Source organism: Citrobacter sp. JGM124, assembly GCF_018257795.1.
Classification (GTDB): domain Bacteria; phylum Pseudomonadota; class Gammaproteobacteria; order Enterobacterales; family Enterobacteriaceae; genus JGM124.
Genome location: NZ_JAERJD010000011.1, coordinates 33,668 through 51,933, shown reverse-complemented (window position 1 = coordinate 51,933; position 18,266 = coordinate 33,668). Strand labels below are relative to the sequence as shown.

Annotated in this window: 21 protein-coding genes; 11 read left to right on the top strand and 10 right to left on the bottom strand. The window is 47.9% G+C overall.

Going from position 1 to position 18,266, the window contains the following annotated elements:
* The first annotated feature begins 276 nt into the window (after positions 1–276).
* From JK154_RS15340 to cysE, 5 genes are all read left to right on the top strand, one after another.
* Positions 277–708: a rhodanese-like domain-containing protein gene (locus JK154_RS15340; RefSeq protein ID WP_211993436.1), complete on the top strand. Its 432-nt coding sequence runs from the start codon at positions 277–279 to the stop codon at positions 706–708.
* 23 nt (positions 709–731) lie between these two features.
* Complete coding sequence (gene grxC, locus JK154_RS15335; RefSeq protein ID WP_211993435.1) at positions 732–983, top strand: glutaredoxin 3; 252 nt, start codon at positions 732–734, stop codon at positions 981–983.
* Between the two features lie 180 nt (positions 984–1,163).
* Positions 1,164–1,631 (top strand): protein-export chaperone SecB, encoded by a 468-nt coding sequence (gene secB / locus JK154_RS15330; protein WP_211993434.1) that lies wholly within the window; start codon positions 1,164–1,166, stop codon positions 1,629–1,631.
* Positions 1,631–2,650 (top strand): NAD(P)H-dependent glycerol-3-phosphate dehydrogenase, encoded by a 1,020-nt coding sequence (gene gpsA / locus JK154_RS15325; RefSeq protein ID WP_211993433.1) that lies wholly within the window; start codon positions 1,631–1,633, stop codon positions 2,648–2,650. The genes secB and gpsA overlap by 1 nt, the downstream gene beginning before the upstream one ends.
* Positions 2,651–2,725: 75 nt before the next feature.
* On the top strand, positions 2,726–3,547 hold the full coding sequence (cysE, locus tag JK154_RS15320) for a serine O-acetyltransferase (protein WP_211993432.1): 822 nt from the start codon (positions 2,726–2,728) through the stop codon (positions 3,545–3,547).
* Here cysE and trmL read toward each other — a convergent pair.
* The 3 genes from trmL to cpxR all read right to left on the bottom strand — a co-directional run bounded on the left by trmL (position 3,544) and on the right by cpxR (position 6,268).
* Complete coding sequence (gene trmL / locus JK154_RS15315) at positions 3,544–4,017, bottom strand: tRNA (uridine(34)/cytosine(34)/5-carboxymethylaminomethyluridine(34)-2'-O)-methyltransferase TrmL (protein ID WP_211993431.1); 474 nt, start codon at positions 4,015–4,017, stop codon at positions 3,544–3,546. The two genes, cysE and trmL, sit on opposite strands and share 4 nt — an antisense overlap.
* A gap of 185 nt (positions 4,018–4,202) precedes the next feature.
* Positions 4,203–5,573 carry an envelope stress sensor histidine kinase CpxA gene (gene cpxA, locus JK154_RS15310; protein WP_211993430.1) on the bottom strand — a complete coding sequence of 457 codons (1,371 nt, stop codon included), beginning with the start codon at positions 5,571–5,573 and terminating at the stop codon, positions 4,203–4,205.
* Positions 5,570–6,268 carry an envelope stress response regulator transcription factor CpxR gene (cpxR, locus tag JK154_RS15305; RefSeq protein ID WP_211993429.1) on the bottom strand — a complete coding sequence of 233 codons (699 nt, stop codon included), beginning with the start codon at positions 6,266–6,268 and terminating at the stop codon, positions 5,570–5,572. The genes cpxA and cpxR overlap by 4 nt, the downstream gene beginning before the upstream one ends.
* A 150-nt stretch (positions 6,269–6,418) precedes the next feature.
* Between cpxR and cpxP the strand changes: the two genes are divergently transcribed.
* The 4 genes from cpxP (at position 6,419) to JK154_RS15285 (ending at position 10,419) form a co-directional block, all read left to right on the top strand.
* Entirely contained in the window at positions 6,419–6,874 is a 456-nt protein-coding gene (gene cpxP / locus JK154_RS15300; protein ID WP_211993493.1) for a cell-envelope stress modulator CpxP, read from the top strand.
* A gap of 234 nt (positions 6,875–7,108) precedes the next feature.
* Positions 7,109–8,011 (top strand): CDF family cation-efflux transporter FieF, encoded by a 903-nt coding sequence (fieF, locus tag JK154_RS15295; protein ID WP_211993428.1) that lies wholly within the window; start codon positions 7,109–7,111, stop codon positions 8,009–8,011.
* A gap of 183 nt (positions 8,012–8,194) precedes the next feature.
* A complete protein-coding gene (pfkA, locus tag JK154_RS15290; protein ID WP_211993427.1) occupies positions 8,195–9,157 on the top strand; it encodes a 6-phosphofructokinase in 963 nt (320 codons plus the stop codon).
* A gap of 272 nt (positions 9,158–9,429) precedes the next feature.
* A complete protein-coding gene (locus JK154_RS15285) occupies positions 9,430–10,419 on the top strand; it encodes a sulfate ABC transporter substrate-binding protein (protein WP_211993426.1) in 990 nt (329 codons plus the stop codon).
* An 89-nt stretch (positions 10,420–10,508) separates the two neighbouring features.
* Here JK154_RS15285 and tpiA read toward each other — a convergent pair whose 3' ends face one another.
* Positions 10,509–11,276 carry a triose-phosphate isomerase gene (tpiA, locus tag JK154_RS15280; protein ID WP_211993425.1) on the bottom strand — a complete coding sequence of 256 codons (768 nt, stop codon included), beginning with the start codon at positions 11,274–11,276 and terminating at the stop codon, positions 10,509–10,511.
* Between the two features lie 108 nt (positions 11,277–11,384).
* The gene (locus tag JK154_RS15275) at positions 11,385–11,981 is read right to left on the bottom strand and encodes a DUF1454 family protein (RefSeq protein ID WP_211993424.1); all 597 of its coding nucleotides are present in this window, start codon (positions 11,979–11,981) and stop codon (positions 11,385–11,387) included.
* 99 nt (positions 11,982–12,080) lie between these two features.
* Here JK154_RS15275 and JK154_RS15270 point away from each other — a divergent pair, with 99 nt between their 5' ends.
* Entirely contained in the window at positions 12,081–12,500 is a 420-nt protein-coding gene (locus tag JK154_RS15270) for a DUF805 domain-containing protein (RefSeq protein WP_211993423.1), read from the top strand.
* A 10-nt stretch (positions 12,501–12,510) separates the two neighbouring features.
* Here JK154_RS15270 and fpr read toward each other — a convergent pair whose 3' ends face one another.
* The 3 genes from fpr to glpK all read right to left on the bottom strand — a co-directional run bounded on the left by fpr (position 12,511) and on the right by glpK (position 15,958).
* The gene (fpr, locus tag JK154_RS15265) at positions 12,511–13,257 is read right to left on the bottom strand and encodes a ferredoxin--NADP(+) reductase (protein ID WP_211993422.1); all 747 of its coding nucleotides are present in this window, start codon (positions 13,255–13,257) and stop codon (positions 12,511–12,513) included.
* A gap of 98 nt (positions 13,258–13,355) precedes the next feature.
* Entirely contained in the window at positions 13,356–14,366 is a 1,011-nt protein-coding gene (glpX, locus tag JK154_RS15260) for a class II fructose-bisphosphatase (RefSeq protein WP_211993421.1), read from the bottom strand.
* A gap of 77 nt (positions 14,367–14,443) precedes the next feature.
* The gene (gene glpK / locus JK154_RS15255) at positions 14,444–15,958 is read right to left on the bottom strand and encodes a glycerol kinase GlpK (RefSeq protein WP_211993420.1); all 1,515 of its coding nucleotides are present in this window, start codon (positions 15,956–15,958) and stop codon (positions 14,444–14,446) included.
* A 456-nt stretch (positions 15,959–16,414) separates the two neighbouring features.
* Here glpK and zapB point away from each other — a divergent pair, with 456 nt between their 5' ends.
* Positions 16,415–16,654 carry a septal ring assembly protein ZapB gene (gene zapB / locus JK154_RS15250; RefSeq protein WP_211993419.1) on the top strand — a complete coding sequence of 80 codons (240 nt, stop codon included), beginning with the start codon at positions 16,415–16,417 and terminating at the stop codon, positions 16,652–16,654.
* Positions 16,655–16,743: 89 nt separating this feature from the next.
* On the opposite strand, the gene rraA is transcribed toward zapB, so the two are convergent.
* A complete protein-coding gene (rraA, locus tag JK154_RS15245) occupies positions 16,744–17,229 on the bottom strand; it encodes a ribonuclease E activity regulator RraA (protein ID WP_211993418.1) in 486 nt (161 codons plus the stop codon).
* Positions 17,230–17,321: 92 nt separating this feature from the next.
* Positions 17,322–18,251 carry a 1,4-dihydroxy-2-naphthoate polyprenyltransferase gene (gene menA / locus JK154_RS15240; RefSeq protein ID WP_211993417.1) on the bottom strand — a complete coding sequence of 310 codons (930 nt, stop codon included), beginning with the start codon at positions 18,249–18,251 and terminating at the stop codon, positions 17,322–17,324.
* Positions 18,252–18,266 lie beyond the last annotated feature (15 nt).

The window sequence follows — 18,266 nt, the reverse complement described above, 5'->3', positions numbered from 1 at the left end:
CGAAGCACAGTCAGTTTTTTGTATCCACGTAATGGCAGCAGATAACATGATACGAGACAAGTATCTGTCAACGGGCATTATCTTTCCAATAAATCGCGATAGCTTTTCAAAAATGGCTTGAATTACTGCGGGTTTTATTCAGAAACAAATTTTTTTCAGTCACAAAGCGCAGAATATGCATAACATCATTCAGACTGGCTGTAATTGACGCAACGCGAATGTATACTCCTTATTTGGTTTTCTTATTTAATCCTTAGTCGGGAGTGACTACCCCCCATGCAAGACATCATGCAATTCGTTGGCCGCCATCCCATATTGAGCCTGGCGTGGATTGGCTTACTGGCCGCCGTACTGTTCACCACCTTTAAGGGTTTAGCCTCTAAAGTCAAAGTGATTACTCGTGGCGAAACGACCCGTTTAATTAACCAGGACGATGCTGTCGTCGTTGATGTGCGTTCACGGGATGATTTCCGTAAAGGGCACATTGCCAACGCAATCAACGTTCCCGCTGGTGATATTAAAAAAGGTAATTTGGGTGAGCTGGACAAATATAAAGAGAAATCCATCATTGTGGTTTGTAGCAATGGTATCTCTTCTCAGGAACCTGCCACCTTACTGAATAAGGCTGGTTTTGTGAAAGTCTCTTTGTTGAAAGAAGGGGTCGCTGGCTGGTCGGGTGAGAATCTGCCGTTAGTGCAGGGCAAGTAATCTGCAAGATACTCAGGTAAATCATGGCGAATATTGAAATCTATACCAAAGCGACATGCCCATTTTGCCACCGTGCAAAAGCACTGCTCAACAGTAAAGGTGTCGTTTTTCAGGAATTACCCATTGATGGTAATGCAGTAAAGCGGGAAGAGATGATCAACCGCAGTGGCAGAACGACGGTGCCACAGATTTTTATTGATACACAGCACATTGGTGGCTGCGATGACTTGTATGCATTAGATGCTCGTGGTGGACTTGATCCACTGATCAGCTAAGGCAAGTATGTTCTTCATATTTTAAGTCGCTCCCTGGGGTTGCAACATAGCGTGTAAAATCACAGGGTGAGTCCTTGTGTCTCTGTCATGCAGGTGCAATGTTGAGGGCCACTTGAGTTATTCAGGATATCTACGTTTCGTATCGCAGATTTATGCACATTCAAAGTGAAAGGATTAACAATGTCAGAACAAAACAGTACCGAAATGGCTTTCCAGATTCAGCGTGTTTATACCAAAGATGTTTCTTTTGAAGCGCCTTCTGCTCCGCACGTATTCCAAAAAGATTGGCAGCCAGAAGTGAAACTGGACCTGGACACCGCATCCAGCCAGCTGGCTGATGATGTTTATGAAGTTGTTCTGCGTGTCACAGTGACAGCGACGCTGGGCGAAGACACGGCTTTCCTTTGCGAAGTTCAGCAAGCAGGTATTTTCTCTATCGGTGGTATTGAAGGCAATCAACTGGCACATTGCCTGGGTGCATATTGCCCGAACATTCTGTTCCCATATGCACGGGAATGCATCACCAGTCTTGTTTCTCGCGGTACTTTCCCGCAGCTAAACCTTGCCCCAGTTAATTTTGATGCACTGTTTATGAGCTATTTACAGCAGCAAACGGGCGAAGGTGCAGCGAATCATCAGGATGCCTGATGAACAGTCTTGATGCGTCAATGACAGTGATCGGTGCCGGTTCTTACGGCACCGCTTTAGCTATTACGCTTGCCAGAAATGGTCACCAAGTTGTGCTATGGGGGCATGACCCTGAGCACATCGCAACGCTTCAGGCGGTTCGCTGTAATGTTGCTTTTCTCCCGGATGTTCCTTTTCCTGAGACGCTGCATCTGGAGAGCGATCTGGCGACGGCTTTAGCCGCGAGTCGTAATATTCTGGTAGTCGTGCCCAGTCATGTATTTGGTAATGTACTACACCAAATTAAGCCCCTGATGCGTTCGGATGCACGTATCGTCTGGGCAACGAAAGGGCTTGAGGCTGAAACGGGGCGATTACTGCAGGATGTGGCTCGTGAAGTATTGGGTGATGATATCCCGCTCGCAGTGATTTCAGGCCCCAGTTTTGCTAAAGAACTGGCTGCGGGTTTACCAACTGCTATCTCGTTGGCAGCAACAGATAGTCAGTTCACTGATGATCTACAGCGTTTACTTCATTGTGGTAAAAGCTTTCGCGTTTACAGTAACCCAGATTTTATTGGTGTTCAGCTTGGCGGTGCAGTAAAAAATGTTATCGCTATTGGCGCCGGTATGTCGGATGGTATTGGTTTTGGTGCTAATGCCCGCACTGCGCTTATTACTCGTGGTTTGGCTGAAATGAGCCGTCTGGGGACTGCGCTAGGCGCTTCGCCGGAAACCTTTATGGGAATGGCTGGTCTGGGGGATTTAGTACTGACCTGTACTGACAACCAGTCCCGTAACCGTCGTTTTGGTATGGCGCTGGGGAAAGGCCTTGATGTTGATACTGCACAACAACAGATAGGTCAGGTCGTGGAAGGGTATCGCAATACTAAAGAAGTTCGCGAGCTCGCTTCACGAGTCGGTGTTGAAATGCCCATTACCGAAGAAATTTATCAGGTACTGTATTGCGGAAAAAATGCGCGCGAGGCAGCATTAACTTTGCTGGGTCGTACGCGTAAAGACGAAAGAAGTCATCAGTGATGAATCATATCGTTATGCTGTAATCAAAGCGCCCTGACACTGGTTGTCGGGCGTTATTTTTATCTGGAGAGAGCAATGCCGTCTGAAGAGCTGGATTGGGTGTGGAACAATATTAAAGCTGAAGCGCGAGCGCTAGCAGATTGTGAACCGATGTTGGCCAGTTTTTATCACTCGACATTGCTTAAGCATGACAATCTTGGTAGCGCATTGAGCTATATGCTGGCCAATAAACTCGCCTCTCCGATTATGCCTGCTATTGCGATTCGCGAAATTGTCGAAGAAGCGTATAAAGCTGACCCTAAAATGATCGAGTCAGCTGCGTTTGATATCGGCGCAGTGCGCACCCGTGATCCGGCAGTGGACAAATACTCTACGCCATTACTCTACCTGAAAGGTTTCCATGCACTTCAGGCCTACCGAATTGGTCACTGGCTCTGGAATGAAGGGCGCCAGGCACTGGCAATTTTTTTACAGAATCAGGTCTCTGTTTCATTTCAGGTTGATATTCACCCGGCGGCGAAAATTGGCTGCGGCATTATGCTGGACCATGCTACTGCTATTGTGGTGGGGGAAACTGCGGTCATTGAGAATGATGTATCGATTTTACAAGGCGTGACACTGGGGGGAACAGGAAAAACCAGTGGCGATCGCCACCCTAAAATTCGTGAAGGGGTCATGATTGGTGCTGGAGCAAAAATTCTGGGTAATATTGAAGTCGGAACCGGAGCCAAAATTGGCGCAGGTTCGGTAGTGTTACAGCCTGTCCCCCCTCACACCACTGCCGCTGGTGTTCCTGCCAGAATAGTGGGCAAGCCTACCAGCGACAAGCCATCAATGGATATGGATCAACACTTTAATGGCATTAATGGCGGTTTTGAATACGGTGATGGTATCTAGCGTTTAAGCTGTGCGCCAGGATAACCTAACTGGCGCCAGGCCTCGTAAACCACCACAGATACCGCATTTGAGAGGTTCATACTGCGACTGTCAGGCATCATCGGAATACGTATTTTTTGTTCCGGAGGCAGGGCATCTAATATGCTCGCGGGCAGGCCACGCGTCTCCGGGCCAAACATCAAATAGTCCCCATCCTGATAACTCACGGCACTGTGTGCTGGTGTGCCCTTAGTGGTTAAGGCGAACAGACGTTGAGGCTGTTCAGTTTCAACGAATGCCTGATAATCAGCATGGCGAAGAACCGCCGTAAACTCGTGGTAATCCAGCCCTGCGCGGCGTAACCGTTTATCATCCCAGGTAAAGCCCATCGGCTCGATAATATGCAGGCGGAAACCGGTATTTGCACATAAGCGAATAATATTCCCGGTATTTGGTGGGATCTCTGGTTCAAATAAAACGATATTTAGCATACAACCCTCATCAGCAAGAGGGACAGAATAGCAAAATGGACGGCAGGCAGAAATGGAAACCGCAACCAGAAAGTAGATAAGCGAGGCGTGACCATTTTTTGGCGGCGACAAAATGTGCTTTGTCGCCGCCAGACAGGAGGATAAACGCTTGTGAATGCCAGTCTGATAATGACCTTCCCCTGTCTTTAGCGATGGTACAGCGGTAGCCAGAGCACTAAACGAAGTCCTCCAAGGGGGCTGTCTTCAGCTTTTACCCAGCCTCGATTCTGCTGTACTGCCGTTTCAACAATGGCCAGCCCTAATCCTGTGCCGCCCGATTCACGGTCGCGAGCTTCATCGGTACGATAGAAGGGACGGAAGATTTGCTCCCTGTCTTCTGGACTGACGCCGGGGCCATCATCATCGACAGTTACAGTAATGCCTTGATTATCAACTGAAAAATTAACTGCTATTTTATTATGTGAATAGCGTAGCGCATTACGCACGATATTCTCCAGCGCGCTATCTAGCGCATTGGGGTTACCGTGCATGAGCCAAGGGCCAGGTGGGTAAGTGACCTCCAGTGATTTACCCATTTGCTCGGCTTCAAAAGCGGCGTTATCCAGCATTTCAGACCAGATCTGGTTAGCTTTGAACGTCTCACTGACCAGGGCATTCTGTTGTTGATTACGAGACATCACGAGCAAGTCATTAATCATTCCGTCCAGCCGCTGTGCTTCTGTTTCAATACGTTCCAGTTCCTTGCTTTCACCGTTCCGACGACGCAGCAACGCTGTGCCTAATTGCAGGCGGGTTAATGGGGTACGCAGCTCATGGGATATATCTGATAGCAGACGTTGTTGTGCTGTCATCATCCTTTCCAGTGCGCTAACCATCTGATTAAAGCTGGAACCTGCGGCCTGAAACTCCTGGGGCCCCGCTTCCAGTTCTGGATGTTGTCGCAAATTCCCCTGAGCGACGTCGTCGGCAGCATTTTTAAGTTTGCGGGCCGGTTTTGCGAGGCTCCATGCCAGCCATAAAAGTAGGGGGGCACTCACTAGCATGGTGACAATTAACAGTAACAACGGGCGGTCAAACAACAGATTAATAAAGTCTGACTGGGAACTACTGGCAGGACGAATCAGATAGAGCTGGTAGTGATCTTCACCATCTTCAACTGAGAAAGGGCCGACCAGTTCAACACGACCATACTTCTTTTTTTGTGGGTGATCGGTACTATCAGATTGCCCGATAAAGTTACGGATTATCTGCATTTCGTTATGCTGGGCACCGATAACACGCCCTTCACTGGTGACCAGCAGCAAGCGTTGTCCGGGTGGTGCCCATTTATCAATAGCGCGAAACAGGCGACGCCACCACATTAAGTCGTTTGGCGGATCAGCTGCCAACTCGGCCTCAACATGCTGTTCAATCATGTAGCCTTGACGTTGTTCATTTTCCATCAGTTCGGTCATCTGACGTGAGTCCAGCTTGGGCAGCATTAAGACCAGCATCAGCACCAAAGCCAGCGTGAGCCAGAAGATGGCAAAAATTCGCGCGGTAAGGCTACCTATCATGAAGCTGAAACCATCAGATACCCGCGACCACGCAGCGTTTTAAACCAGGGATGCCCATCTTTACGGTCCGGCAGTTTGCGACGTAGATTCGAGATGTGCATATCAATCGCTCGATCAAAAGGTGTCAGTCTTTTCCCGAGAACTTCCTGACTTAAATGTTCACGTGAGACAACCTGGCCTAAATGCTGGGCCAGCAGATAGAGTAAAGTAAATTCAGTCCCGGTTAAGTCCAGGGCCTGACCATCAAAGCTCGCCTCCTGACGCCCTGGATTCACGCTCAGGCCATCAACCTCAATGCTACTGGAATTCCCTTCGCTGCTTTGTTGTTGTTCACTCCAGTGAGAACGTCGCAAAATAGCACGAATACGGGCGACCAGTTCACGGTCATTAAACGGTTTAGGTAAGTAATCATCAGCACCCAGCTCAAGCCCAAGAACCCGGTCAAGTTCACTGCCACGGGCAGTCAGCATGATGACGGGTGTCTGGTGAGTCTGGCGTAGCTCTTTTAGCGTATCGATGCCGTTTTTCTTTGGCATCATTACATCAAGTAATAACAGGTCGATACTGTCGTCCAGCAGCGCTAAAGCTTGCTCACCATCGTGGGCCACAATAACGTTAAAACCTTCCATATCGAGCAGCTCCTTCAGTAATGAAGTGAGCTCACGGTCATCATCAACTAGCAGTATTTTATTCATTATTAAATTACCTCCGAGGCAGAAAGTACGTCATCAGAGCTTGCTAATCTATGACTTTACGTTGTTTTACACCCTCTGACGCTAGTTTGCAGCTGAAATCGTAGACTGGCTCTCGTTGAATCGCAGCACACAATATTTTGGGAGCAAATGATGCGCAAGGTTATCATCGCCGTCATAGCCTCAACACTGGCACTCAGCTCTTTCGCCAGTCGAGCCGCTGATTTACCGATGCGCGTTGGCTTGAATCAAGATACAGATATGATGAAGCGTAGCAGTGTTCAGAACCATATGTTTGATGGCATTAATTTGACTGAACAACAGCGCCAGCAAATGCGCGATCTTATGCAGCGGGCAAGGCATGATAGCCCACCTGTTAATATTAGCGAAATGGAGACGATGCACAGTCTCGTTACCGCAGAACATTTTGATGAAACGGCCGTAAAAATACTGACTGAAAAGATGTTACATGAGCAGGTCGCCAGACAAGTGGAAATGGCGAAAGTACGTAATCAGATGTATCGCTTGCTCACACCAGAGCAGCAGGCCGTTTTAGCACAAAAACATCAGCAACGAATGGAACAGTATCGTGAGCTTTCAGAGCGGTAGCAGAGTAATGGGCTGCAGGCTGTGAGTGACACCCGTAGCAACTAGTACCACCCTAGTACCACCTGTTTTCCTTGCCATAGACACCATCCCTGTCTTCCCCGCCTAACCGGCGGGTTTTTTTTGTCTGTGAATCGTCTTTACGTTTGTCCAGATCTTCCTGATATGATTCAGTGTTTTTATCAAAAAATCATCATCCGTACACTATACTACCCGTATTGAATAGCGGGGGGCCTCATGAATCAACAGTATGGGCGTCTGGTACATAAAGCAGCCATTACCGCCACAATTGTGGCTTCAGTGTTATTAATCATAAAAATTTTTGCCTGGTGGGTCACGGGGGCGGTGAGTATTTTGGCCGCGCTGGTGGACTCAGTTGTGGATATTGCCGCCGCTTTTACTAATCTATTTGTTGTTCACTACTCACTACAGCCTGCGGATGATGAGCACACTTTCGGTCACGGTAAAGCTGAGTCATTGGCTGTTTTAGCCCAGAGTATGTTTATTGCTGGTTCGGCCTTATTCTTATTTTTGACTGGTTTTCAACACTTGGTCAATCCAGAGCCAATGCAGGATGCGGGGTTAGGGATCGGGGTGACCATTATTGCCCTGATTAGTACTTTGTTATTAGTGACATTTCAGCGTTGGGTCGTGAGAAAAACACAAAGCCAGATCATCCGTGCCGATATGCTTCATTACCAGTCTGATGTTATGATGAACGGTGCTATTCTAATGGCCTTAGTTTTGTCATGGCTTGGATGGCATCGCGCTGATTCATTGTTTGCTTTAGGGATTGGTGTCTATATTTTATATTGTGCACTGCGTATGGGGTATAACGCCGTGCAGGCACTGCTCGACAGGGCATTGCCAGATACTGAACGGCAGGCGATTATTAACATTATCAATACCTGGCCTAATGTTCGGGGCACACATGACCTCAGAACGAGACAATCAGGACCGACTCGTTTTATCCAGTTTCATATAGAACTGGATGATAGTTTACCTTTAGTGCAGGCACATCGTATTGCCGATGAAGTACAGCAAGGGATTCTGCAGCAATTCCCAGGGTCAGATATCATTATTCATCAGGATCCTTGCTCTGTTGTCCCTGCTGAACGACAGGGGCGTTTTGAGCGGTAATTTTTTATCGGAAAATTGGCACTGTTGGACCATTTTTTGCGTAATATATCGGCATTTGGCTTGGCCTGAATCAATTCAGCTGGAGACCTTTAATAAGCTAACTGTATCGTGTAGAGGTACAGAGCTACTGGCAGCGGTTTCTGGTCACAGGATTAATTTTGCTTTCAAAGTTCAGAGGTAGTCATGATCAAAAAAATTGGTGTGTTGACGAGTGGCGGTGATGCGCCGGGTATGAATGCGGCGATTCGTGGTGTGGTACGTGCTGCGTTATCAGAAGGTCTGGAAGTCATGGGGATCTATGATGGCTACCTCGGGCTGTATGAAGACCGCATGGTTCAGCTGGATCGCTACAGCGTCTCAGATATGATAAATCGTGGCGGTACTTTCCTGGGTTCTGCGCGTTTTCCTGAATTCCGTGATGAAAAAGTGCGTGAAGTTGCCATTCAGAACCTGAGAAATCGTGGTATTGATGCACTGGTGGTGATTGGTGGTGACGGTTCTTACTTAGGTGCCCAGCGTTTGACCGAAACCGGTTTCCCTTGTATTGGCTTACCAGGTACTATCGATAACGATATTAAAGGTACTGATTATACTATCGGTTATTTTACTGCGCTGGAAACTGTGGTTGAGGCCATTGACCGCCTGCGTGATACCTCCTCTTCTCATCAACGTATCTCTATCGTTGAAGTGATGGGACGTTATTGTGGGGATCTGACTCTGGCTGCGGCGATTGCAGGGGGCTGCGAGTTTGTTGTATTGCCTGAAGTTGAGTTTAACCGTGAAGATTTGGTCGCTGAGATTAAAGCCGGTATTGCTAAGGGTAAAAAGCATGCCATCGTTGCGATTACTGAACACATCTGTGATGTTGACGAACTGGCAAAATATATTGAAATAGGCACCAAACGTGAAACCCGTGCTACGGTACTGGGTCATATCCAGCGTGGTGGCTCTCCTGTTGCTTACGATCGCATCCTGGCCTCGCGCATGGGGGCATATGCAATCGAATTATTGCTGCAGGGTTACGGTGGCCGTTGTGTTGGTATCCAGAACGAAAAACTGGTTCATCATGACATTATTGATGCTATCGAAAATATGAAACGCCCCTTTAAGGGCGACTGGTTTGAGTGCGCTAAAAAACTTTACTAAAAAGCAGCCGTCAGGGTTGCTGTTTGATAAAGGGAAAACATGGTTTTCCCTTTTTTGTATTTAAAAAACAGCGTTTATGGTGGTTATTTATTTTATTTTAGAATCGTTAACATAATGATTTTTAATCATTATTATGAATAATTTCGTTGTTTTTATATGACGAGTCGCATTTTATTATTCCTTTAGTGAATATCAAATCTATTTTTATTCTTTATTTACGTAATTTGTTTCTGGCAGGCTGACTCTATTAATTCTGACAGAGAGAACATGCAATGAACAAATGGGGTGTAGGGCTCACATTATTATTGGCGTCAGGCGGTGTACTGGCGAAAGATATTCAGTTACTGAACGTATCTTATGATCCGACGCGAGAGCTGTATGATGAATACAACAAAGCGTTTAATGCCCACTGGAAACAGCAGACTGGGGATAATGTTATTGTTCGTCAGTCCCATGGGGGCTCCGGTAAGCAAGCAACCTCAGTTATCAATGGTATTGAGGCTGATGTGGTTACCCTGGCACTGGCTTATGACGTTGATGCCATAGCGGAACGTGGTCGTATTGATAAAGACTGGATTAAACGCTTGCCGGATAACTCTGCACCTTATACTTCAACCATTGTCTTCCTGGTGCGTAAAGGTAACCCTAAACAGATTCATGACTGGAACGACTTGATTAAACCTGGAGTGTCAGTCATTACTCCAAATCCTAAAAGTTCTGGTGGTGCCCGCTGGAATTACTTGGCTGCCTGGGGCTATGCATTACACCATAACAATAACGACCCGGTTAAGGCTCAGGAGTTTGTGAAAGACCTGTTTAAGAATGTTGAGGTACTCGACTCCGGGGCCCGTGGTTCAACCAATACCTTTGTGGAACGTGGTATTGGTGACGTTCTGATTGCATGGGAAAATGAAGCCTTGTTAGCAACCCGTGAGCTGGGACAAGATAAATTTGAAATTATCACCCCGAGTGAGTCTATTCTCGCGGAGCCAACCGTAGCCGTCGTGGATAAAGTCGTTGATAAGAAAGGGACTCAGGAAGTGGCAGAAGCCTATCTGAAGTACCTCTATTCACCAGAAGGTCAGGAAATTGCGGCGAAAAACTATTATCGTCCACGTTTGCCTGAAGTGGCGGCAAAATATGAAAATACTTTCCCGAAACTGAAGCTTTACACCATTGATGAAGAGTTTGGTGGTTGGGCAAAAGCCCAGAAGGATCACTTCTCTAACGGTGGGACATTTGATCAAATAAGTAAAAGATAGATCGTCTTTTTGGGTCAAAAAAAGAGCGGGGAACATTCAGTGTTTCCCGCTCTTTATTATTGAGTGGTGCCAAGGCACCACGGCAAAAATTAGGCTTTCTTAGCCGCTGCTGCAGCTTTTACGATAACGGCAAAGGCATCTGCTTTCAGGGAAGCTCCGCCAACCAGCGCGCCGTCAATATCGGGCTGGGTGAACAGTTCTGCAGCGTTGCTCGCATTAACAGAGCCGCCGTACTGGATGATGACTTGCTGGGCCACATCAGCATCCACTTTCGCAATGTGGTCACGGATAAATTTATGAACAGCCTGAGCTTGTGCCGGAGTGGCTGATTTGCCCGTGCCGATAGCCCAGATAGGCTCATAAGCGATAACCGCGCCTTTGAATGCTTCTGCGCCTTGGGTTTTCAGCACCGCGTCAATTTGACGTGCACAAACTTCTTCAGTTTTACCCGCTTCGTTTTCTGCTTCGGTTTCACCGATACAGAGTACTGGGGTCAAGCCTGCCTCTTTCAGTACCGCAAATTTTTTGGCGATCAGCTCATCAGACTCAGCATGGTAAGTACGACGCTCTGAGTGACCAATAATGATGTACTGAGCACCGATATCTTTCAGCATGGTGGCAGACGTTTCACCGGTAAAGGCACCAGACAGGTTAGTGTCAACGTTCTGGGCGCCAATAATGATATGGCTACCGGAAGCAGCATGTTTTGCCATGTCCAGATACAGTGCCGGCGGGGCGATAGCAACGCCACAGCCATCAACAGCAGACAGTTCTTTACGAATTTCAGCAACCAGTTCATGAACCATATGTTTGCTGCCGTTCAGCTTCCAGTTACCCATCACTAAAGGATGTCTCATTTCAATTCTCCACGCGGTAAGCATTAAAAAGAATGGCTGCCCTCAGGGCAGCATGGTGTACTAAAGAGTATAAAGACTCAACGGAGGAATAACTCTGTTTTTTATCAATTATCCGTTGTTGCTCAATGTGTCTGATAGCATCAGCTTAATCGGTTCAACCGCGAAAGTAAGCCCTTTATCGCCGTTATCTACGATCACATACCGTAATGGGCCATCATTCTGCGAAAAATAGCGTTTATTTCTGCTGTCATTAAGCAATTTGTTAGTTTTTTCCAGGCTTTGTTGCTTTGATAATGACGGTGTGAAACTACGAATGATGGCGGCAATATATTCTGTCGCTTTTTCCTTGGTTGTTTTTTGTTCTGATGATTTAGCTGGCAACCAGGTAATTTGAAGCGATTTAATTTTTAACGTCCCACGTTCAAGAGCCGCTGAAGCATACAGGCGTTCGTTGATGGTTGTCGCCGCACGAGTCAGATTTGCTTTATCACGGCTGGATTCGATTGCTCTGAATTCATTGAGTGGTAACGTCGGATTATCGTTATTAAAGGCGTTACGAAACTGCGTGATAGTTAAATCAAACGTTGGGGCATTCGGTAGTAGGTAAGGGGCTACCTTCATGACAGATGCCCCTCCTGTCTGACTTAGCGCAACAGGGCTGACAAATAACAAGGCGATGGCTGGCAGCAGATACTTTATCAACATGCTTCTCCTGGTAATTTTACCTACATGATTAAATCGGCAATCCGCGGGCTTGTCAAAACAGGTACACTGACAGGCAAGACGATAGCAAGGATTTGAGTAATGACCCTACAACAATGGTTGTTTTCTTTTAAAGGGCGTATTGGACGTCGTGATTTCTGGATCTGGATAGGCGTATGGTTTGTTGGCCTGGCAGTGTTGTTCACCCTGGCTGGCGCAGAAATCATGCCGTACTCTACTGCCGGGCTGTTTTTGTCTGGTTCGCTTATTCCGACAGCTGCGGTGGTCGTCAAACGGCTGCATGACAGGAATAAAAAAGGCGGGTGGGCCCTGCTTTTTATCCCTGCCTGGTTACTCTTTGCTGGTAACTGGGAAGTCTTTGGGAGTTTCTGGCAATGGGGTCTGGGGCGTTTCCTGCCAACATTGATTATCGTGATGATGTTGATAGACCTGGGAAGCTTTATCGGCACCCAAGGGAGTAATCGTTTTGGTAAAGAGACCAGCAGGGTCAAATACCGTTAACTTACCCATCTTACCAATAGTGCTCTGCAGTAATATGGCCTGGCCGACGACGTAAATGTTTAGTCATCTGTCGGGTCTCTTTCAGTAACTGCTGAGTATCTCGTACCATTTGTGGATTACCACATAACATCACGTGGCTGGTCTCAGGTGTCATGGGTAAACCAACGACGGCTTCCAGTTCACCGCTGGTAATCAGCGCAGGAACACGGCCAAACAGCGCCCCCTCAGCCTTTTCGCGGCTCACCACAGTTTGAATCTGTAATTTACCCGCGTAGCGTTCCTGCAATTGCTGCATCAGAGGTAAATAACTTAAGTCGCTGGCGTAGCGCACGGCATGGAGTAAAACGATATTATCAAAACGCTCCAGGTCCTTACCTTCCTGAAGGATCGACAAATAAGGCCCTAAGGCGGTACCTGTCGCCAGCATCCACAGGGTATTACAATCCGGGATTTCATCGAGCACAAAGAACCCGGCCGCTTCATTGACCAGCAGAATGTCATCCCCCGGTTGCATAACATGCAGGCGGGGACTGAGCTTACCTTCTGGTACATTGACCAAGTAAAACTCGAGATTAGCGCTGTGTGGTGCGTTTACGTAAGAATAAGCACGCTGTACGCGTTCCCCGTCGATCTCCAGCCCAATTTTGGTAAACTGCCCTGCGCTAAAGGGAGCGACAGGGGCATGTACCGTAAGACTGAAAAGTGAGTCAGTCCAGTGTTGAATATTGGTAACTTTACCTGTGACCCAGTCTGCCATGTCATGCTCCCGTTACGATATTTTGCCTATCTTTACCTGCTTTGTGGGATATTTCCAGTCCGAATCTGGATGAAAGCTCGAACCAACAAATCTCCGTATTACAGGATATACTTCTGAACGTTGGTATCTTTACGGTCTAAATAGTGAATGGACTTGATACGGCGAATCGTGCGAGATTTACCGCGAATCAGTAGTGTTTCGGTAGTCGCTATATTGCCTTTACGGGTAATACCCTCAAGCAAATCCCCTTTCGTAATACCTGTTGCCGAGAAAATAACATTGTCATTGCGGGCCATATCTTCGAGTTTCAGTACTTCACCCGCGTGGATGCCCATAGCCTGGCAGCGTTCCAGCTCCACCTCACCTAAGCGGCGATTTTCTTCGTTGTCTCCTTTCACGTGATGACGTGCCAGTAAACGCCCTTGCATGTCACCATCCAGTGCGCGAATGACCGCGGCAGACACGACGCCTTCTGGTGCACCACCGATGCCATACAGCACATCCACTTCACTGTCTGGCATACAGGTCAGGATTGAGGCGGCCACATCCCCATCAGGTACAGTGAAAACACGCACGCCAAGCTGCTGCATTTCATTGATAATGGCATCATGACGGGGCTTGGCTAAGATAGTGACGGTCAGTTCGCTGAGTGGCTTATTGAGTGCCTTTGCAATATGGCGCAGATTAACCTCAAGACTGAGACTGAGATCGATAACCCCTTTAGCTCCCGGACCGACGACCAGTTTTTCCATGTACATATCCGGTGCATGCAGGAAGGTGCCTTTATCGCCAACAGCCATCACTGCCAGGGCATTTGCCTGACCCATAGCCGTCATCCGAGTCCCTTCGATGGGATCAACGGCAATATCTACGGCATCACCCTGCCCAGTACCGACTTTTTCACCGATATAGAGCATGGGAGCATCATCAATTTCACCTTCGCCAATCACGATTTGCCCGTCAATGTTAATCTGGTTAAGCATAATCCGCATGGCATGCACCGCTGCGCCGTCAGCGGTATTTTTATCACCGCGACCTAACCACTTATAACCTGCCAGGGCGGCAGCTTCGGTCACACGGGAAAATTCGATGGCCAGTTCTCGTTTCATCACGTACTCGCTTGTCAGATGGAATTACGCTGGAGTTTAGCACAGAGCTAAAATGACCAGAGTGGGAATGGAAGACATTAGTTGCCACGGCCATCTTCCCACAACAGGGTGCGATTGACCGCTTTTTGCCAGCCCGCGTAAAGGGCATTACGTTCAGCTTTTTTTATACTGGGCAGAAAGGTTCTTTCGATGGCCGTCTTGTCATGGAGTTCATCGAGGCTTTGCCAGAAACCGACAGCCAACCCCGCGAGATAAGCCGCGCCCAAAGCGGTAACTTCACGTATGACAGGCCGCTCTACTGGGGTGCCGAGAATATCCGCCTGAAACTGCATCAGGAAATTATTGACTACAGCCCCGCCATCGACCCGCAGTGCGTGTAAATGTATTCCGGCGTCAGCCTGCATGGCTTCCAGAATATCCCGGGTTTGGTAGGCGATAGACTCCAGTGTGGCGCGGATAATATGGTTCCCATTTACCCCTCGTGTCAGGCCTAAAATAGCGCCACGGGCATAAGGGTCCCAGTAAGGAGCACCGAGTCCGGTAAATGCGGGCACCACGTAGACCCCATTACTGTCGGAGACTTTACTGGCGAAATATTCAGAGTCATCAGCATCACGGATCAGTTTCATCTCATCCCGTAGCCACTGAATGGAGGCCCCGGCCATAAATACAGCCCCTTCTAGTGCATAGTTCACCTCACCTTGTGGGCCACAAGTGATGGTGGTTAATAAGCCATGGTTTGAGGTCACTATCTTTTCACCGGTATGCATCAACATAAAACAACCGGTACCATAGGTATTCTTTGCCATACCCGGCTGTACACAGCGCTGACCAAATAGCGCAGCCTGTTGATCCCCTGCAATACCGGCAATTGGAATGCGTGTCCCTCCTTTACCACCAATATTTGTTTGGCCGTATACTTCCGATGACTTGCGAACGGATGGCAGCATGATGCGAGGGATATCAAGATGTTTCAGTAATCGTTCATCCCAGTCCAGCTCCCGGATATTGAACAGCATCGTACGGGAGGCATTCGTGTAGTCGGTCACATGGACTCGACCCTGGGTCATTTTCCAGATAAGCCAAGTATCGATGGTGCCAAAAAGCAGCTCTCCACGGTAGGCTCGCTCCCGGGCTCCATCAATATTATCGAGGATCCATTTCAGTTTGGTCGCGGAAAAGTAGGGGTCAACAACCAGCCCGGTATGATGGCGGATATATTCTTCCATGCCTTCCCGCTTAAGCTGCTCACAGATATCAGCGGTACGTCGACATTGCCAGACGATGGCATTGTAAATCGGTTTGCCTGTCTCACGTTCCCAGACCACAGTGGTTTCACGCTGATTAGTGATACCTATGGCGGCTACTTGGTCAGAGTTGATGTCTGCTTTTGCGAGAGCTTCAACCAGCGTGGAACTTTGTGATGCCCAGATTTCCAGAGGGTCATGCTCAACCCAGCCCGACTTAGGGTAGATTTGGGTAAATTCATGCTGGGCGATACTGATGATATTGGCATTATTATCCAGGACAATGGCGCGTGAGCTTGTCGTCCCCTGATCGAGCGCGACGATATATTTCTTTTCTGTAGTCATAATCCGGTCCTGAATTAAGATTTTCATGGCTGATTGCCTGCCAGCCCCTCATCAATTTGAGTCACTGCTTTATGCCTTGACACTGTCATGGCACGGTAATAATGACTGATTTTATCCCCATCGCGGGCATAAGGCGCAGTAGCGAATGAAAAAAGGGGGGATCGTGAGGCAAATTCAGTCAGTTACTAAATAAAATAGGCTGAGAAGTGGAGGTTTTTGGTGAAGAACATGACGCCCGGGGGCCGACACATGTTATGTTACGCAAAGAGCAGAGTACGCCGCTGGACACAAGCATCGGCGCTACTTACAATCGGTTAACGCTATATGTTAAATATAGGCTCATAAAGGCGTCATCGAAGAATCGAGGCGAGGGTAGCCCTAACGCATGGGTATGATAGCTTGAAGCGTATTGGGTAGCATATCCATCAACGCCTGGCCATTCAGGAGAGGTTTATAATGTCATTTGAAGTGTTTGAGAAACTTGAAGCAAAAGTTCAGCAGGCTGTTGATACGATCACTCTGTTACAGATGGAAATCGAAGAGCTGAAAGAGAAAAACAACCTGGCGTCGCAAGAACTGCAACAGGCAGAAGGTCAGAAAGCCGAGCTGGTGCGTGAAAATGGCTCACTGAAAGAGCAACTGCAAGGCTGGCAAGACCGTTTGCACGCACTGCTGGGTAAAATGGAAGAAGTGTAATACCGGCTGGCAATAAAGCTTTTCAAAACAGGCGTCTTAAGAGGCCTGTTTTATTTTCTGCACTGATTCGTGATCGGGCTTGCCACCGGTTATTCAATATCCAGCGCGTCTTCCGACAGAATAATACCCGTGTTATCCGCATACAGGTGATCACCTGAGAAAAACGTCACACCGCCGAAGTTAACCCGGACATCACTTTCACCTGTTCCTTCACTTGGTACTCCTGCAGGGGTTGCAGCAATCGCCTGAATACCAATATCCAGCTCTTCCAGGTCATCGACCTGACGTACGGCACCGTAAACCACAATACCTTCCCACTCGTTCTTTTGTGCAAGACGAGCCAGGTCAGCATCAATCAGTGCCCGACGAACTGAGCCACCACCATCGACGAGTAAAACGTGCCCACGACCATTTTCTTCAAGCAGGCTGTATAGTAGCCCATTATCTTCAAAGCATTTTACCGTAATGACTTGCCCGCCAAACGACGACCGTCCGCCAAAATTAGAAAATAGCGGTTCAACGACGTTGACCTCTTCCTGGTAGATATCGCAAAGTTCGGAAGTATCATATTTCATAGGATTCAGGTTCATCTGCTACAGGGTGCTCCAGTATATAGCGGAACCTTCACTGTTTGCAAAACCATCAATTGTTAATTGGTGTTTATTCTCTACGACAACACGGTACTGATGACCACTCCTGCTGAAAATAACAGGTTGGTTAACAATGCCCCTTTGACGGTACGTTCGAGCATTGGGCGCATGGCCACCGGGTCTTGTTCACGCACAACGTAGCAGGCCTGTTTGACCAGAAGTGGCGCCGCCAGAATAAACAACCAACCCCATAGGCTATTGAGCCAAAAAATATTAAACAGCGCGAAACAGAGCAGTGCTCCCATCAGCAGACAGACGTGGTAGCGACGGGCAAGCACAGGGCCCAGACGAACGGCGAGGGTATTCTTGCCATTCTCACTGTCACTGTCGATATCGCGTAAATTATTAATATTAAGTACGGCTGTTGCCAGTAAACCGCAGGCTGTTGCAGGAAAAATAACCAGCAATTCGAGGGTGTGGGCTTGCAGATACCAAGTTCCAGCGACGCTAATCCAGCCAAAAAAGATCAGAACCGAAATATCACCCAGTCCCATATAGCCATAAGGACGTGTGCCGACGGTATAGGTAATGGCAGCGACAATAGACAGTATCCCTAACAATAAGAAGCCCATGAAGTCAGTAAAGGTTTCACAGGCCAATGCGACGAGTGAAAAGCCAGACAGGCAAATCAGGGTAACGGTAACCACTAACGCTCGTTTCATTTGCGCTTGAGTTATCAACCCTTTTTGCATACCGCGTAATGGGCCTATTCTGTCCTCTTTATCACTGCCTTTAACGGCATCACCATAGTCATTAGCCAGATTTGATAAGATTTGCAGCAAACCCGCGGTTAGCAGGGCTAACAGCGCTATGGCGGGGTTAAACACATTTTGCCAGTAGGCAAGTGTGGAACCACAAACGATAGAAGCAAACGCCAGGGGGAGGGTTCTTGGGCGCAGGCTTTCAAGCCAGGCCTGGGTCGTACTCACAGATTGCGGATTGCTCATTATTTCAGACGCCAG

What these genes read in the sequence shown, in the direction of transcription:
- JK154_RS15275 (WP_211993424.1), bottom strand. Translation starts at nt 11,981, where the DNA reads ATGTTGATAAAGTATCTGCTGCCAGCCATCGCCTTGTTATTTGTCAGC.
- pfkA (WP_211993427.1), top strand. Translation starts at nt 8,195, where the DNA reads ATGATCAAAAAAATTGGTGTGTTGACGAGTGGCGGTGATGCGCCGGGT.
- fpr (WP_211993422.1), bottom strand. Translation starts at nt 13,257, where the DNA reads ATGGCAGACTGGGTCACAGGTAAAGTTACCAATATTCAACACTGGACT.
- cpxP (WP_211993493.1), top strand. Translation starts at nt 6,419, where the DNA reads ATGCGCAAGGTTATCATCGCCGTCATAGCCTCAACACTGGCACTCAGC.
- cpxA (WP_211993430.1), bottom strand. Translation starts at nt 5,573, where the DNA reads ATGATAGGTAGCCTTACCGCGCGAATTTTTGCCATCTTCTGGCTCACG.
- gpsA (WP_211993433.1), top strand. Translation starts at nt 1,631, where the DNA reads ATGAACAGTCTTGATGCGTCAATGACAGTGATCGGTGCCGGTTCTTAC.
- JK154_RS15285 (WP_211993426.1), top strand. Translation starts at nt 9,430, where the DNA reads ATGAACAAATGGGGTGTAGGGCTCACATTATTATTGGCGTCAGGCGGT.
- rraA (WP_211993418.1), bottom strand. Translation starts at nt 17,229, where the DNA reads ATGAAATATGATACTTCCGAACTTTGCGATATCTACCAGGAAGAGGTC.
- JK154_RS15270 (WP_211993423.1), top strand. Translation starts at nt 12,081, where the DNA reads ATGACCCTACAACAATGGTTGTTTTCTTTTAAAGGGCGTATTGGACGT.
- cpxR (WP_211993429.1), bottom strand. Translation starts at nt 6,268, where the DNA reads ATGAATAAAATACTGCTAGTTGATGATGACCGTGAGCTCACTTCATTA.
- cysE (WP_211993432.1), top strand. Translation starts at nt 2,726, where the DNA reads ATGCCGTCTGAAGAGCTGGATTGGGTGTGGAACAATATTAAAGCTGAA.
- zapB (WP_211993419.1), top strand. Translation starts at nt 16,415, where the DNA reads ATGTCATTTGAAGTGTTTGAGAAACTTGAAGCAAAAGTTCAGCAGGCT.
- grxC (WP_211993435.1), top strand. Translation starts at nt 732, where the DNA reads ATGGCGAATATTGAAATCTATACCAAAGCGACATGCCCATTTTGCCAC.
- fieF (WP_211993428.1), top strand. Translation starts at nt 7,109, where the DNA reads ATGAATCAACAGTATGGGCGTCTGGTACATAAAGCAGCCATTACCGCC.
- JK154_RS15340 (WP_211993436.1), top strand. Translation starts at nt 277, where the DNA reads ATGCAAGACATCATGCAATTCGTTGGCCGCCATCCCATATTGAGCCTG.
- glpX (WP_211993421.1), bottom strand. Translation starts at nt 14,366, where the DNA reads ATGAAACGAGAACTGGCCATCGAATTTTCCCGTGTGACCGAAGCTGCC.
- menA (WP_211993417.1), bottom strand. Translation starts at nt 18,251, where the DNA reads ATGAGCAATCCGCAATCTGTGAGTACGACCCAGGCCTGGCTTGAAAGC.
- secB (WP_211993434.1), top strand. Translation starts at nt 1,164, where the DNA reads ATGTCAGAACAAAACAGTACCGAAATGGCTTTCCAGATTCAGCGTGTT.
- glpK (WP_211993420.1), bottom strand. Translation starts at nt 15,958, where the DNA reads ATGACTACAGAAAAGAAATATATCGTCGCGCTCGATCAGGGGACGACA.
- trmL (WP_211993431.1), bottom strand. Translation starts at nt 4,017, where the DNA reads ATGCTAAATATCGTTTTATTTGAACCAGAGATCCCACCAAATACCGGG.
- tpiA (WP_211993425.1), bottom strand. Translation starts at nt 11,276, where the DNA reads ATGAGACATCCTTTAGTGATGGGTAACTGGAAGCTGAACGGCAGCAAA.